Raw genomic sequence first — 14736 nt, forward strand, 5'->3', positions numbered from 1 at the left:
CCGTTATCCACACAAGAATTAGTGACAAATCTCCGAAACGGCCGAGTTATCCACAGTTTGGAGACGGGCCCTTGCCGTTTATGTTTCGTTCGTGCACGCTAAGTGCATGACACAAACGCAACTAACAAATCCACGCCCGGCTCCGATTCTCGTCGCGGTCGATGATCCGTTGTTGCACCCGGAGGCCCTGCACATAGCCGCCGCCTGCGGAAGGCCAGTGGTTGAGGTCAGCGATGAGGTGCAGCTCGCTCGCATGCAGCCAAAAGCATTCGCTTCGCTTATCGACGGCTCCTTGGGTCCGCCCACCCCAACCCCAACCACCTTTGTCATCACCGCGTCTCCGGGCGCAGCACCACCCGGTGCGTTTGTGCTGCCCGCCCAGGCCGCTGATTTGCTTCGCGCCCTCGGAGCGCTTTCACTGCGCGGTGAACCGGATCCTGCGGCTGCGGGTGCGGTCATCGCGGTGGTCGGTGCCGCGGGTGGTGCCGGCGTGTCCACCCTTGCAGCGGCTGTGAGTGCCCGCGCGGGTGCAGGCAGCGTGCTTGTTGATGCGCATCCGCGTTCCGGGGGTCTCGATCTATTACTGGGGATTGAGGAAGTACCGGGTGCTCGTTGGGGCGAGATCGAACTCGGGGAGGGGGTCATTGCTCGCGGGGATTTGCTGCGTGCGCTGCCTTCAACTGACGCGCAGGTCGCGGTGCTCACGGTCGCCCGCACCACGATTGTCGATCCGTTCCCACTCCGCGCCGAGGACGTCGACGCTGCCGTGGCCGCTTGCGCGTCGGACGGGGTGACGGTGATCGACGCCCCTGTCAGCGCAATCCCTCCTCGTTGCGATCTCGCGGGCATTGTTGTGCCCGCACAGCTGCGCCCGGCTGCCGCAGCGGCGGCAATCGTTGCCCAGTGCGATGCAGCCGGCATCGCCCACGGCCTCATCGTGCGCGACTGCGCGTGGGCGTCGCTGAATCAGAGTGAGCTTGAACGCGTAACGGGATCCCGAGTGCTCGCCAGGTTGCGCACCTGCCGCGGTCTGGCACGCACCATCGAACGCGGAGGGTTGCCAGCGAGGTTGCCCCGGCCGCTTGCCCACGCTGCCGACGCGGTGCTCGCCGAGGCCACGCGAGGTGCGAGATGACCAACCCAGTGAACGACATCGCAATTCTCGAGCGCGTCCAACGCCGCATCGCCGACGAGCCGGAGCCACCCGGCCCTGAGCGCCTTGCCCACCTTATCCGCGAGGAAGCGGTAGTGATCAGTGATATCGACGTACTCGACATGATGCGCAGGCTACGCGAAGATACGACCGGAGTTGGCCCCCTCGAAACGCTCTTGCTGGGCGGCGAAGTCACCGACATCTGCGTCAACGGGCCGGATGAGATCTTCATCGATCGAGGTCGAGGCCTCGAGCCAGTTGCCGATCGCCCCTTCGCAACCGACGCGGATGTTCGCCGACTCGCTACCCGCCTTGCGCTCAATTGCGGGCGCAGGCTTGACGACGCCCACCCCTACTGCGATGGCCACCTCACCCGCCCAGACGGCACCTTGCTGCGCTTCCACGCGGTGGTTGCTCCCACGTCGCAGCCGGGCACCTGCATCTCGCTGCGCGTGCTGCGCACTGCCACCGCTAGCTTGGAAGATCTGCAGCGCCGTGGAGCGATCGATGCCGAGCGTGCCGCACTGCTGTGCAAGTGCGTCCGGGAAAGAAAAAGCGTCCTTGTTGTCGGTGGCACCGGTTCAGGTAAGACCACGCTGTTGTCCGCGCTCCTAGCTGAGGTCGATCCTGCTGAGCGGATCATCGCTATCGAGGACACCCGCGAACTCACCCCGGCTCATCCGCATGTGCTGAACCTAAGCACCCGCGGGGCAAACACGGACGGCGCTGGCGAGATCACTGTCGCCGACCTGGTCCGTCAGGCGCTGCGAATGCGCCCGGACCGCATTGTGGTCGGAGAAATTCGCGGGGCGGAGGTCATCGACCTGCTCGCCGCGCTCAACACCGGCCACGATGGGGGCGGCGGCACACTCCACGCGAACTCCATCGGGGAGGTCCCCGCGCGCCTCGAGGCACTCGCCGCGCTCGGCGGGCTCGACCGAGCCGGGCTCCACGCCCAACTAGCGGCCGCAGTAGATCTGATCGTCGTGGTGAAACGCCACCCTGACGGCCAACGTCGCGTGGAGCAAATCGGCGTACTTGAGGGCCAGCCAGTGAACGCCCGCGTGGTCTGGGATGCAACCACCGGCCCAGCTGAAGGGTACGAGGAGTTGTGATGGCCAGTATCCCCCTCGCTGCATGCTGCCTGGCAGGTGCTGCGCTCATGCAGCCCCCGCGTCCGATGATTCGTATCCGCGCCGCCGCTCTCGGAAACCGGAATCCAGCGTGGATTCCCGCCACCGTCGCTGTGGTGGCCATCGCCGCCTTTGCTTTCGATAAAGCGGGTGTGGTCATCGCGGCCGCGCTCGCTGCTGCGACAGCGGTGCACATGGTGAACAGCCGCAGAAAGGATCGCGACGCAGCAGCCGGGACTCGCGCCGCCGCAGATTACATTGGCCACCTCGCTGAAAGTGTTGGCGCTGGAGCGACGTTCACTGATGCGGCGAGACGCGCCGCGGACCGCCTCAGCAATGACACCTCCTCCATCCGCCGTGATGCCCTAAACATCGCGAACGCCTCCGCAAGTGGCAGCGCGGTCCCCGAACTGATAACTCCCGAGCTCAAACGCGTTGCTTCCCTGTGGGCACTTTCCGCTACCCGTGGAATCCCCGTCAAAGGCCTGCTCGCCAACGCCCGCGATGAAATCGATCACGCCGTGCGGCACCGGACCGCCACTGACGCTGCGCTGGCTGGCCCGAAGACCACCGCGACGGTGCTGTCGTTGCTCCCATTGGCGGGGATCGCGATGGGGAGTGCAATGGGTGCTAACCCAATTGATTACCTCACCGGATCTGGGATCGGGGCAGTGCTGCTCGTTGTCGGGACTGCGTTAGTCTGCGCAGGAGTCCTGGTGTCCCATGAGATCATCCGGAGGGCCGCCGCATGATCTCGACGCTCACCACGTTGCTCTTCGCCGCGGCGATTGCGCTGCCACCCACCGCGCCTAAGCATCGACTCCCTGCGCGCCGACCCGAGCGGACCAAGAACCCCCGCGATGGTCCGCAGGGGTTCAACCTCAACCGATGTGCCAGTGACCTCCGCCTCTTCGCCGCTTGCGCCCAGGCGGGGTTGCCCCCGCCGCATGCGGCCGCCGCAGTCGCAGATACCTACGCCGGGGAGGCACATCCATGGCATACCACTGCCGCGTTGTTGGCGCTCGGGGCCGAACCCGAGCGCGCTTGGTCGGAACTCGCCAGCGTCCCTGGCGGCGCCGACCTGGCCAGTCTTGTCACTTTGTCCAACTCCTCCGGCACCTCGCTTTCAGCTGGGTGCGTGCGGATTGCGGAGCGTCTCCAAGCAGAAGCCGCAGACCGCGCCACCGCGAAAGCAGAACGTGCCGGGGTCCTCATTGCAATCCCGCTTACCGCATTTTTCCTGCCCGCGTTTTTCACCCTCGGGCTGGCTCCCGTGGTGATCAGCTTGGGCAGCGAAATGCTCAACTAGCAACCCATCGACAACAACTCACAACAGCAACCCACAACAACTTCTCACGAAAAGGAAACCACCATGAACCGCATCCAACTCACCGCAATCTCCGCATACGAATCCACGCTGCGCGCCGGCTCCCGCATGGTTGCCAAACTCGGCAATGACGAGGGAATGTCGACCATTGAATACGCCTTTGGGTCACTGGCTGCCGCCGCGCTGGCCGGGGTGCTCTACCTCGTGGTCAACGGCAACGGTGTCACCACCGCGATCGAGAAAGTAATCACCGACGCGCTGAACAACCGTCCGTAAATGACCACCATCGAAACAGCGCTCTCGCTAGCGACACTGGTTACTGTCGCCGCCGCGATCGTGGCGGGCATTGCCACCATAGCAGCGTACATTTCGGCGGTGGACATCGCAGGTGCGACAGCACGCGCTGCTGCGATCGGTGTGACGTATGAGCCGCCTCGCGGCAGCGTCAGCGTCGTAGAGCAAGCTGGCCTGGTGACTGTCACCGCGTCGGTACCGGCGGCGATTGGCACGATGCAGGCGTCTGCAATCTATCCGGTGGAGTTTTAGATGAGCACGGTCACGTCCGCCGGCATCGCCGCCTCCGTCATTGCGCTCGCAGTAGGGGTCGCTGCTGTCGGCGCTCAAGTGGCGGACTCGCACCGGAGCCAGGTCGCAGCGGACCTGTCTGCGGTGTCCGCAGCGACCGCGCTTTACCAGGGGGCTGATGCTTGTGACGTGGCGGCACGCACTGCTGCGCTTAACGGTGCCGCGGCTCAATCTTGCGACATAGTTGACGGGGATGTGCGCGTCACTGTCAGCTTCCGTCGTGCGGAAGCCACCGCCCGCGCTGGTCCCGCTTAGTTCGCGTCTTCACCCGCCGTCATAGTGACAAGCGCACCGAGCAACTTCAGCGCGGCGTGCTTGTCCAACGGTTGGTTGCCGTTGCCGCACTTAGGCGAATGCACACACGACGGGCAGCCGTCGTCGCAACCGCACGCGCGCACTGCTTCGTACGTGGCGGTGATCCACTCGTGAAAGCGGGCAAATCCTTCGTCGGCGAATCCTGCGCCCCCGGGGTGGCCGTCGTAGACAAACACGGTCGGCAGCAGCGTGTCTTGGTGCAGGGCGGTGGAAACCCCGCCGATGTCCCACCGGTCACACGTGGCCAAAAGCGGCAAGAGTCCGATCGCGGCGTGCTCGGCGGCGTGCAGCGCGCCGGATACCTCGCCCGCGGCAATGCCCATCGCTTCCAGCGCAAGCGGGTCGATGGTGTAGGCGACTGCGCGGGTGATCAGACGCTGCTCGGGGAGGTCGAGTGGGATGTGCTCGCTGACGGTGCCGTCGGCAAGGCGCACCACGTAGCCGGTCACCCGGTCGATCACCTCGACATCCACACTGGCCACCCACAACCCCGGCGACGGGTTTACCAACTCGCTCGGCTCGCCCAGCAGGGTGATGTCGGTGGTGGAGCGGGCCTGGGTGGAGTAGTCGGGCTGCTCCGGTACCACCAGCGCAACGTAGTCGTCCAGGTCGAGTTCCTGCACCACGAAGTACTCGCCCTGGTGCAGGTAGACGGCACCGTCGTGCACCTGGCTCATCGCTTTGCCCGCATCAACGGTGCCCAAGAGCCGCCCGTCGGTGACGTCCACAATCGCCACTTCCTGGCCAGCACCGCCGCGAAGCGACACCGCTGCATGCGCCGTCTCCGGGCGCAGATCGCCCTCGAGCTGCGGCACCGCGAACCACCGATCGCCGCGTTGACGCAGGAAACCACCCGCAGTCAGCTCAGCGACGACCTCGTCAGCGTCAAACGCCGTGACGTCACCGCGTGTCAGCGGGCGTTCGACGGCCGCGCAGTACATGTGCCCGCGCAGGATGTAGGGATTGTGCGGATTGAACACGCTGTTTTCCACCGGCTTGCCCAGCAATGCCTCCGGGTGATGCACCAGGTAGGTATCCATCGGGTCGTCGCGGGCGACCATCACCACCACCGCATGTTGCCCGCGCCGACCCGCGCGCCCCGACTGCTGGCGAAACGACGCCACCGTGCCCGGGAACCCCGCCATCACTACGGCGTCCAAACCACCCACGTCGATCCCCAGCTCCAGCGCGTTTGTGGTCGCCATGCCAAGCAGCTCGCCTTCATCTAAAGCCCGCTCAAGCGCACGGCGATCCTCGGCGAGGTACCCCGCCCGGTACGAGGCGACGCGCTTCGCGAAATCGGGCCGCCCCTGCAGCACCAGCTCCTCCTGCGCGCGCATCGCCACCGTTTCCGCAGCGCGCCGGGAGCGCACGAAGGTCAGGGTGCGCGCACCGTCGGCGATCAGCTTCGCCATCACACCTGCGGCTTCGGTGGTCGCCGCGTAACGCACCGGCGCCCCGTTCTCGCCTTCCGCGTCTTCAATGAACCCCGGTTCCCACAGCGCAATCGTGCGTTCGCCGGTCGGCGCGCCGTCGGTAGTCACCGCCACCACGTCGCGCCCGCACAGCCGCGAGGCCTGCCCGGCCGGATCGGCCGCCGTCGCAGACGCGAAGATCAACGTCGGGTGCGCGCCGTACGCTGCGGCGATGCGCAGCAGCCGCCGCTGCACCAGCGCCACGTTCGCGCCAAACACACCGCGGTACGTATGGCACTCGTCCACCACCACATACTCCAGGTTTCGCAGCAGCCGCGCCCACCGTGCATGCCCAGCGAGAATCCCCGCGTGCAGCATGTCCGGGTTCGTGAACACGTACCGCGTGTGCTCGCGAATCCCGGGCCGGGCCTCGGCGGGCGTGTCACCGTCGTAGGGAGCAGGGTGGACATTGCTTATCGACGCCCCTTTGACCATGCCCAAGGTCGCCTGCAACTGATCCGACCCCAACGCTTTCGTGGGCGTGAGATACATCGCGCACGCCGTCGGATCGGCGGCCAGCCGAGACAGCACCGGAAGCTGGTAGCCGAGCGACTTGCCCGACGACGTCCCCGTTGCGATGACCACATCGCGTCCTTGCCACGCCAGCTCGGCACACTGCGTTTGGTGTGTGAAAGGGCGGGTGATGGAGGCGTCGATAAGCACTTGCTTCAAGCTGGGCGCAACCCATAGGGGCCACTCGCCGTAGTGGGCGGGGGAGGCGGGCACCGTTTCCACGTGCGTGATGGTGGAGGTGGGGAAGCGGGCGCGAAGTGAGGTAAGGAGCTCTTCGCCGAAAAATCCACTGCCATCCATGGCATACAACGTAGGTCACATCCTTGCGCTCCGTCGTGCCGTCTCACCCGTTTCGTGGCACACTAGTGGACGGTCACAGATTTTGTGTGCGCCCGTTCACGGTGCTCGCGAGGATTGTGCATCTCAACGTACATTTTTGAAAGGTCACATTCACATGGCAACCGGCACCGTTAAGTGGTTCAACGCCGAAAAGGGCTTTGGCTTCATCGCCCCGGACGACGGCTCTTCCGACGTCTTCGTCCACTACTCCGAGATTCAGGGCTCGGGCTTCCGCACGCTGGAGGAGAACCAGCAGGTGGAGTTTGAAATCGGCGAGGGTGCGAAGGGCCCGCAGGCACAGCAGGTGCGCGCGATCTAACTCGCAGGCGCTGTAGAACCGGTAGAAAACGGCACCCAAACCGGGTGCCGTTGATTTGTTTATGCGCTGTCCCAGCTGAACGTCACGCGGCTGAAGTCGCGGGTGCGCAGATCATCTGGGTGGATGAAGAAGTTCGCCGCGCCATAATCTTCAAACATGATGGTTTCCTCGTCGGAGCCGATGTGGGCGAGGCAGATGGTGGGATCGCCCGGCGGGCGCCGGTCAAGCTGCACGAAGGACGGGTAACCGCCAAGCGCGAACACAAAACCGAAGCCAAACGGCGCGTCTACGATGCGCTCCTGCATCGACTCGTCTACCGCAAAGCCGTCGGCTTCCACCTCAGCGACCAGCGATGCGATCTTTTCCTGCACTTGTGTGGGGTTGAGCCATACACCATCCGGGAAGCGGGTGCGCGCCTCAAGCTCCTGGACCTGCGGCACGCCGGTGTCTGTGCCGCGGCGGACAACAATGTGCTCGTTGGTGGCGTGCAACGTCATGAACTCTTCGCCGCGGCGCAAGAACACGTGCCCGGATTCGCTGCCGATTTCCCAGGCGTCTTTGCAGTTGAACGTCGGTGTCATGCTGGTCAGCGTGCCGGTAAGTGGCATGCCCTCTTCTGGGTCTTCCATCGGACCGGGGTAGTCCTCGTAGGACGGCAACGAGCCGGTGTGCGGCGCGTCCACGTGCTCGATGTAGCGCGCCAGCGGCGGGCTGTCCAGGCCCATCAGTGAGTCATTGCGCACGAACAGCTGCAGGATTCCGGTGGTGGGGAAGTCCGGCAGTTCCGGCAGTTCGTCGAAGTTGAACTGGGCGATAAACAGCATCGGCCCGGCCTCATCTTCGGGGAAGGGGTGGCTTTCGGGCAGGTACGGGGTGCCGCCGATTTTCGACGTAGTCGGGGTGTCTGGGCGCTCGGGGGCGAGGTCGAGGTCGATCACCGGACGGGTGGTGTCGGTGTCGAAGTCGAACAGCGTGTAGTTCCAGGGCAGTGGCGGAGGCGTTGATTCGGTTGGCTCAGTTGGCTCAGTCATGCCGCCCAATACTAATAAATCCCTGAGACGGAGAAATTACGGGGGAAATCAGGGGGGACTCAGAGCGCGGAGAACCCGCGGCGCACATCGCGCCATTCGAAGAAGCGCGACTGGGCGCGCTGGATAAGCAGGCCAACCAGCGAGCCGAGCAGCACACCGGCGATCATGGCCAGGATGGGGTATTCGGACAGCAGCGAGCCGCCGAGGTAGCCCATGCCGGCGGACAGCAATGCCCAGATCACCACGCCGATCGTGTCGTAGAACACGAACGCGAACCAGCTGTAGCGCACCGATGCCAAGACAATGGTGGCCACCCAGCGCGCCCAGGGGATGAAGCGCCCGACGATGATGGTCACTCCGGCGCTGCGCTTCATGTTGCGGCGCACCCACGCAATCGCTTGGCCGGATTTGGATTCGGGGTCGAGACGTTCGACGTAGCCAATGAGCTTGCCGCCGAAGGCGTAACACAGGTTATCGCCGATGATGCCGCCGATGGCCGCAGCCACGATCAGTCCCCACACGCTGGGCACGCCCTGGGACGCGGAGAACGCCGCGGCCAGGTTAATCACCGTTTCTGATGGGATGAACGGGATCAGCGCGTCACCAATAATCAGGAGGCTGACAAGCGGGTAGAAGATGGGCAATTCCATCAGCGCGTACAAAAACTCGATGACTGGATCGAGGAAACTCATGTCCATCGCGGCGGCGCCATCTCCTTTCTCAGGCAGAACTAGAAAGCGATTGTAGGCATAGAGGGGGTGAGATCGGTTAAGTCTCTGATACAAATAAGGAAGTTTGAATCCGGTGCAAGCGGTGCACATGCGCCGGAGCGGAAAGTGGGAGGTGTCACCCGAGCGTGGCTGCAAATGGCAAGACTCTCGTCATCGTGGAGTCGGCGACCAAGGCGAAGAAGATTCAGAAGTACTTGGGCGATGACTACATCGTGGAGGCCTCGGTGGGCCACATCCGCGACCTGCCCGGCCGCGCCGCGGACATTCCAACCAAGTACAAGAAAGAGCCGTGGGCCAAGCTCGGCGTGAACCCGGAGGACGGATTCAGCCCCATTTACGTGGTCAGCCCGGACAAGAAAAAGAAGGTCTCCGACCTCAAGGACAAGCTCAAGCAGTCCGACAAGCTCCTGCTGGCCACAGACCCGGACCGCGAGGGCGAGGCCATCGCCTGGCACCTGCTGGAAACGCTCAAGCCCCAGGTGCCGGTGGAGCGCATGGTGTTCAACGAGATCACCGAGTCCGCCATCAAAGAGGCCGCGGAAAACACCCGCGAGCTGGACATGGACCTCGTCGATGCGCAGGAAACCCGCCGCATCCTCGACCGTCTCTACGGCTACGAAGTCTCCCCGGTGCTGTGGAAGAAAGTCATGCCGCGCCTTAGCGCCGGCCGCGTGCAGTCCGTGGCCACCCGCGTCATCGTGGAGCGCGAGCGCGAGCGCATGGCCTTCATTTCCGCCGAGTACTGGGACCTGACCGCATCGCTGAAAGCCTCGCCAGAGTTCGACGCAAAGCTGGTCACTATCGACGGCACGCGCGTTGCCCAGGGCCGCGATTTCGATGACCGAGGGCGTCTAAAGGGCGACGCGGTAGTCGTCGATAAGCAAACTGCCCATGCCCTGGCCGACAACCTTGAGGGTGCGGACATGACGGTGACCGACGTGGAGGAGAAGCCGTACACGCGGCGCCCGTACGCGCCGTTCATGACGTCGACGCTGCAGCAGGAAGCGGGGCGCAAGCTGCATTTCACCTCCGCGCGCACGATGCGCATTGCGCAGCGGCTGTATGAAAACGGCCACATCACGTATATGCGTACGGACTCCACGGCGCTGTCCCAGCAGGGGCTTACCGCCGCGCGCTCGGCAGCGACCGAGCTCTACGGCGACAACTACGTGTCTAAGTCCCCGCGCGTCTACGAGCGCAAGGTGAAGAACTCGCAGGAGGCGCACGAGGCAATCCGCCCGGCCGGCGAGCGTTTTGCCACCCCCGGCCAGCTGGCGGGATCGCTGGATGCGGAGGAGTTCAAGCTCTACGAGCTGATCTGGCAGCGCACTGTGGCTTCGCAGATGGAAGATGCGCGCGGCAACTCCACCAAGATTGTGCTGGAGGGCACCGCGAAAACCGGCGAGCGCGCCGAATTCGCCGCCACCGGTCGCACGATTACCTTCCCGGGCTGGCTGCGCGCCTACTCGGATTCGCAGGATTCGGAGACGCGTTTGCCGCAGGTGGCGAAGGGCGACACGCTCGGTGTTTCCAAGATCACCGCGGACGAGCACACCACGAACCCGCCGGCGCGCTATACCGAAGCCTCGCTGGTGAAGAAGATGGAGGACCTGGGCATTGGCCGCCCGTCCACCTACGCCTCCATCATCAAGACCATCCAGGACCGCGGCTACGTAGTCACCCGCGGCAACGCGCTCGTGCCCACCTGGGTCGCGTTCTCCGTGGTGGGGCTGATGGAAAACAACTTCGACGCGCTGGTGGATTACGACTTCACCTCCTCGATGGAGGACGAGCTCGACGAGATCGCCCACGGCAACGAGAACCGCACCGAGTGGCTGACCAGCTTCTACTTCGGTGATGCCGAGGCATCCGACAACATCGCGGAAGCGGTCGCGCGCCGGGGCGGGCTCAAGCACATGATCGAGGACAACTTGGAGTCCATCGATGCCCGCGAGGCCAACTCGCTCAAGCTTTTCGACGACTCGTCTGACCGCCCTGTCCACGTCCGTGTGGGCCGCTACGGCCCGTACATCGAGCGCGAGGTGGGGAAGACCACCGAGGGCGAACCCGAGTACCAGCGCGCCAACCTGCCGGAATCGGTCACCCCGGACGAGATCACCCTGGAAATGGCGGAGAAGCTTTTCGCTATCCCGCAGTCCGGCCGTGAGTTGGGCCAGAATCCCGACAACGGCCGCACGATTGTGGCCAAGGAGGGCCGCTACGGCCCGTACGTGACGGAGCTGGTGCGTGACGACGAGCGTGCCACCGCCGAGACCCGCGCCGAGGAGGTCGTCGCTGAAGAGCGCGCGGCGGAAGACGCCCAGCGCGCCGAAGAGGGCAAGCGGAAGAAGAACTGGGACACCAAGACTGCGCAGGCGCAGAAAGAAAAGCGCATCGAGCAGCTGGTGGACGAGCAGCTCAAGCCCGCCACCGCGTCGCTGTTCAGCTCCATGGAGCCGTCCGAGGTCACGCTCGACGAGGCGTTGAAGCTGCTGTCGCTGCCGCGCGAGGTGGGCGTTGACCCGGCCGACGGCGAAGTGATCACCGCGCAGAACGGCCGCTACGGGCCGTACCTGAAGAAGGGCAGTGACTCGCGCTCGCTGGCCAACGAGGAGCAGATCTTCACCGTCACCCTCGAAGAGGCGCGCCGCATCTACGCTGAGCCAAAGCGCCGCGGCCGGACGCAGGCTGCCGCGCCGCTGAAGATGCTGGGGGACAACGACGTCACCGGCAAGCCGATGAGCATCAAGGACGGCCGCTTCGGGCCGTACGTCACCGACGGGGAGACCAACGCTTCGCTGCAGCGCGGCGACACCCCGGAGACGATGACGGACCAGCGCGCCAACGAGTTGCTCTCGGCGCGCCGTGCTCGCGAGGCTGAAGACGGTGGCAAGAAGGCTACGAAAAAGGCAACCAAAAAGGCCCGCAAAACCACCAAGCGGGTGGTGAAAGCCCGCCGCAAGTAGTGGGCTAGTAGCGGTCCGCCATGGTGGAGCGGACCGGGCGGGCGAGCTGGGTCATCTTGTTGCGCCCGCGCAGCTCGACCGACTTCATCAGCGTCCAGCGCTGCTGCTCGACCTCGTTGGCCGCGCGCAGGGTTGCGGCGTTGGTGAGCACCCTGCCCGGGGTCTCCTTGGCCAGCTCGGTGAGGCGCGCGGCGGCGTTGACGGCATCGCCGATTACGGTGTACTCAAAGCGGTCGGAGCCGCCGATGTGACCGGCAACCACGTGGCCCGCAGCCACCCCGATGCCGGCCTGGAGCTCGAGGCCGCTGAGCTCATGGCGCAGTGTGCGCGCTGCCTGCAGGGCATGGGAGGTCGCGTCGTGCAGCGAGACCGGGGCGCCGAAGACGGCGAGGGCGGCGTCGCCTTGGAACTTGTTGATCACGCCCTTGTTGCGGTGCACCACGTCCACGACGATCTCGAAGAACCGGTTCAGCTCCTCAACGACCTCCTCGGGGGTGTGGTGCACGGCGAACGTCGTGGAGCCGATGACGTCGACGAAGAGCACGGCGACGCGGCGGTCCTCGCCGCCGAGCTCTGGCTTTTCCTCCAGGGCCTTCTGCGCCACTTCGGCACCGACGTAGCGGCCAAAGATGTCGCGCACGCGCTGGCGCTCGTTGAGGCCGCGCATCATCTCGTTGAAGCCGGCTTGGAGGACGCCGATCTCGGAGCCGTCGTAAATGTCCACCTGCGTGTTGCGCTCGCCGCGGCGCACGCGGTTGATGGCGTCTTGGAGCTCCTTGATCGGGTCGACCACACTCATCACCGCGAACGCGGTGCCCAGCGAGCCGGTGATCAGCGCGGTGATGGTGAGCGCGAACACCGCCGGGATGAGCTCGCCGGGGGTTTGGGTGAAAAAGCTGTTCGCCTGTGCGATAAACAGCAGCATGATGCCGATCAGGGGCACGCCCGAGGTGGTAAACCACGTCATGTACAGGCGCTGCTTGATCGGCGGCTCAAGTGTGGCGTCTTCGAAGCGGCGTGCGAGCGCTGTGGCGGCGACCGGGCGCACGAGGCGCTCCGCCTGCAAGTAGGTGAGCACCGCGACAACGAAGCACGCCAGCGAGGTGGCGACGAACATCACCAGCGCGAGCTGCCCGCTGACCTGCCAGGCGGCGGCGGTGAGGATCGCGATCCCGATCGCCCAAACCACCACGACGATGCCGGTTTGCAGCACCGGAATGCGAAGCACCAGGTTGCGCACCATGTTCGGGTCGTGCTCATCGGGCTCTAACTGCCATTCCAGCACCGGGCGGAAGAGCAGAAACGTCACCACAATTCCCAAGACCACGGCCAGCACGAGGTAGATCATGCTGATCAACCCGAACACGGACCCCTGGAAGCTCAGCAGCTCGACTTCCGGAATCGGGATGAAAAAGCGCACAAAAAGCAGGATTGCGACGGCACCGACTACGTTGGTGCCAAGCACGGATGCGGCATAGAGAGGCCACGATGTGCCCCACAGCCACTTGAACCCGTGCCAGAGTCGTTCCATGGTGTATCACCTTAGTGCGGGAGTACGCTTGCGGGTTGTGACTACCCGTAGCGTCGCCGAACGCCTCGCCGACACCCCCAACGTGCGCGACACGATCCTCGCGGCTGCGGCTGCGGGTCGGGGTGTTGAGGGAGCGGATCCGCGGGCGCTCGCGCACTCCTGGTTGTTCACCGGACCGCCCGGTTCCGGCCGCTCGAACGCGGCGCTCGCTTTCGCCGCGGCGCTGGTGTGCGAGAACCCTAAGGAGCTCGGCTGCGGGCATTGCAAAGGCTGCCGGGACGCACTCGCCGGCACGCACACCGACGTGGTGCTGGTGGTGCCGCAGGCCCTGGTGATCAATGTCGACTTTGTGCGCGAGGAGATCGTCGCAAAAGCAGCACGCTTGCCGACGGTCGCTGACCACCGCATTGTCATCATCGAAAACGCCGACCGCTTGCACCCACGGGCCGCGGACGCGCTGCTGAAGACGGTGGAGGAGCCGCCGGAAGGCACCGTGATAATCCTTTGCGCTCCATCGACCGACCCGGAAGACATTTCGCAGACACTGCGCTCGCGGTGCCGCCACCTCTATATCCCAGCCCCGTCCGAAGATGAGGTGGTGCGCGTGCTCGTGGAAGAGGAAGGCGCGTCTGAGTCGGATGCACGTCTGGCGGCTGCGACTTCACTGCGGCACATCGGCCGGGCACGAAAACTCGTGACGACGGAGTCCGTGCAAGTGCGCCGCGCCCGTTCCATCCAGCTCGCCGAGCACGTCTTCTTCGGCGCGCAAGCGTTCCAAGCTGCTGCGTCGTTGGTCACTGACGCCCAAAAGGAGGCGATCGACGACTACGCGGAGGCCGACGCCCAAGAACGCGCCAAGCTTGAAGAGGCGTTGGGCATGGGCGCGAAGGGCAAGGGTGTTGCCAAAGCGATGTCCGGGTCCGCCTCGGCGCTCAAGGAGCTGGAGCACCAACAGCACCTGCGCGGGACGCGCCGCAAGCGCGACGTGCTCGACCTCGTCCTAGTGGATCTTGCCGGGGTGTACCGCGACGCGTTGGTGACGCAAGCCGGGGCCGAGGTTCGCTCGACGGTTGGGCTGACCCACCCGGATTTTGAAGGACTGGCTGGCGAGATCGCGAACCGCGTGAGCCAAGACGGTCTGGTCGCGTGCCTGGACGCGATCGCCCAGTGCAGGCAACGCTTGCACCAAAACGTGGATCCTGCAGTGGCCTTCAACGGGATGTTGGGGCACATCCGCAAAGCTTGCGCTGTGTCCTAGCTGGGCATTTCTTCGCATCCTCGTCTGTGGGTTAAGCTTTGTAACCGGTATGGGCCGCTG

At 64.9% G+C, this 14736-nt stretch carries 14 protein-coding genes; 10 read left to right on the forward strand and 4 right to left on the reverse strand.

Annotation, left to right across the window (positions count from 1 at the left end):
• The first annotated feature begins 106 nt into the window (after positions 1 to 106).
• The 7 genes from ssd to CGLAUT_RS00890 all read left to right on the forward strand — a co-directional run bounded on the left by ssd (position 107) and on the right by CGLAUT_RS00890 (position 4453).
• On the forward strand, positions 107 to 1135 hold the full coding sequence (gene ssd, locus CGLAUT_RS00860; protein WP_290185711.1) for a septum site-determining protein Ssd: 1029 nt from the start codon (positions 107 to 109) through the stop codon (positions 1133 to 1135).
• Positions 1132 to 2268: a TadA family conjugal transfer-associated ATPase gene (locus tag CGLAUT_RS00865; RefSeq protein ID WP_095659062.1), complete on the forward strand. Its 1137-nt coding sequence runs from the start codon at positions 1132 to 1134 to the stop codon at positions 2266 to 2268. The genes ssd and CGLAUT_RS00865 overlap by 4 nt, the downstream gene beginning before the upstream one ends.
• Positions 2268 to 3038 (forward strand): type II secretion system F family protein, encoded by a 771-nt coding sequence (locus CGLAUT_RS00870; RefSeq protein WP_095659063.1) that lies wholly within the window; start codon positions 2268 to 2270, stop codon positions 3036 to 3038. Before CGLAUT_RS00865 ends, CGLAUT_RS00870 begins: the two co-directional genes overlap by 1 nt.
• Positions 3035 to 3595, forward strand: a complete 561-nt coding sequence (locus tag CGLAUT_RS00875) for a type II secretion system F family protein (RefSeq protein WP_095659064.1) — start codon at positions 3035 to 3037, stop codon at positions 3593 to 3595. The genes CGLAUT_RS00870 and CGLAUT_RS00875 overlap by 4 nt, the downstream gene beginning before the upstream one ends.
• A 126-nt stretch (positions 3596 to 3721) precedes the next feature.
• Positions 3722 to 3889, forward strand: a complete 168-nt coding sequence (locus CGLAUT_RS00880; RefSeq protein WP_095660957.1) for a DUF4244 domain-containing protein — start codon at positions 3722 to 3724, stop codon at positions 3887 to 3889.
• Positions 3890 to 4159: a hypothetical protein gene (locus tag CGLAUT_RS00885; protein ID WP_095659065.1), complete on the forward strand. Its 270-nt coding sequence runs from the start codon at positions 3890 to 3892 to the stop codon at positions 4157 to 4159.
• Positions 4160 to 4453, forward strand: a complete 294-nt coding sequence (locus CGLAUT_RS00890; RefSeq protein WP_095659066.1) for an Rv3654c family TadE-like protein — start codon at positions 4160 to 4162, stop codon at positions 4451 to 4453.
• On the opposite strand, the gene CGLAUT_RS00895 is transcribed toward CGLAUT_RS00890, so the two are convergent.
• Positions 4450 to 6801 (reverse strand): DEAD/DEAH box helicase, encoded by a 2352-nt coding sequence (locus CGLAUT_RS00895; protein ID WP_290185715.1) that lies wholly within the window; start codon positions 6799 to 6801, stop codon positions 4450 to 4452. The genes CGLAUT_RS00890 and CGLAUT_RS00895 overlap by 4 nt on opposite strands.
• A gap of 154 nt (positions 6802 to 6955) precedes the next feature.
• Here CGLAUT_RS00895 and CGLAUT_RS00900 point away from each other — a divergent pair, with 154 nt between their 5' ends.
• The gene (locus CGLAUT_RS00900; RefSeq protein WP_042409175.1) at positions 6956 to 7159 is read left to right on the forward strand and encodes a cold-shock protein; all 204 of its coding nucleotides are present in this window, start codon (positions 6956 to 6958) and stop codon (positions 7157 to 7159) included.
• Positions 7160 to 7218: 59 nt separating this feature from the next.
• Here CGLAUT_RS00900 and CGLAUT_RS00905 read toward each other — a convergent pair whose 3' ends face one another.
• Positions 7219 to 8190 (reverse strand): YwqG family protein, encoded by a 972-nt coding sequence (locus CGLAUT_RS00905; RefSeq protein WP_290185719.1) that lies wholly within the window; start codon positions 8188 to 8190, stop codon positions 7219 to 7221.
• A 59-nt stretch (positions 8191 to 8249) separates the two neighbouring features.
• Positions 8250 to 8888, reverse strand: a complete 639-nt coding sequence (locus tag CGLAUT_RS00910) for a DedA family protein (RefSeq protein ID WP_290185720.1) — start codon at positions 8886 to 8888, stop codon at positions 8250 to 8252.
• A 158-nt stretch (positions 8889 to 9046) separates the two neighbouring features.
• Here CGLAUT_RS00910 and topA point away from each other — a divergent pair, with 158 nt between their 5' ends.
• Positions 9047 to 11887 carry a type I DNA topoisomerase gene (gene topA / locus CGLAUT_RS00915; protein ID WP_290185722.1) on the forward strand — a complete coding sequence of 947 codons (2841 nt, stop codon included), beginning with the start codon at positions 9047 to 9049 and terminating at the stop codon, positions 11885 to 11887.
• A gap of 4 nt (positions 11888 to 11891) precedes the next feature.
• Here topA and CGLAUT_RS00920 read toward each other — a convergent pair whose 3' ends face one another.
• Positions 11892 to 13418: an adenylate/guanylate cyclase domain-containing protein gene (locus CGLAUT_RS00920; protein ID WP_290185723.1), complete on the reverse strand. Its 1527-nt coding sequence runs from the start codon at positions 13416 to 13418 to the stop codon at positions 11892 to 11894.
• A gap of 37 nt (positions 13419 to 13455) precedes the next feature.
• Between CGLAUT_RS00920 and CGLAUT_RS00925 the strand changes: the two genes are divergently transcribed.
• Entirely contained in the window at positions 13456 to 14676 is a 1221-nt protein-coding gene (locus CGLAUT_RS00925; protein WP_290185725.1) for a DNA polymerase III subunit delta', read from the forward strand.
• Positions 14677 to 14736 lie beyond the last annotated feature (60 nt).

The organism is Corynebacterium glaucum, assembly GCF_030408855.1.
Taxonomy (GTDB): domain Bacteria; phylum Actinomycetota; class Actinomycetes; order Mycobacteriales; family Mycobacteriaceae; genus Corynebacterium; species Corynebacterium glaucum.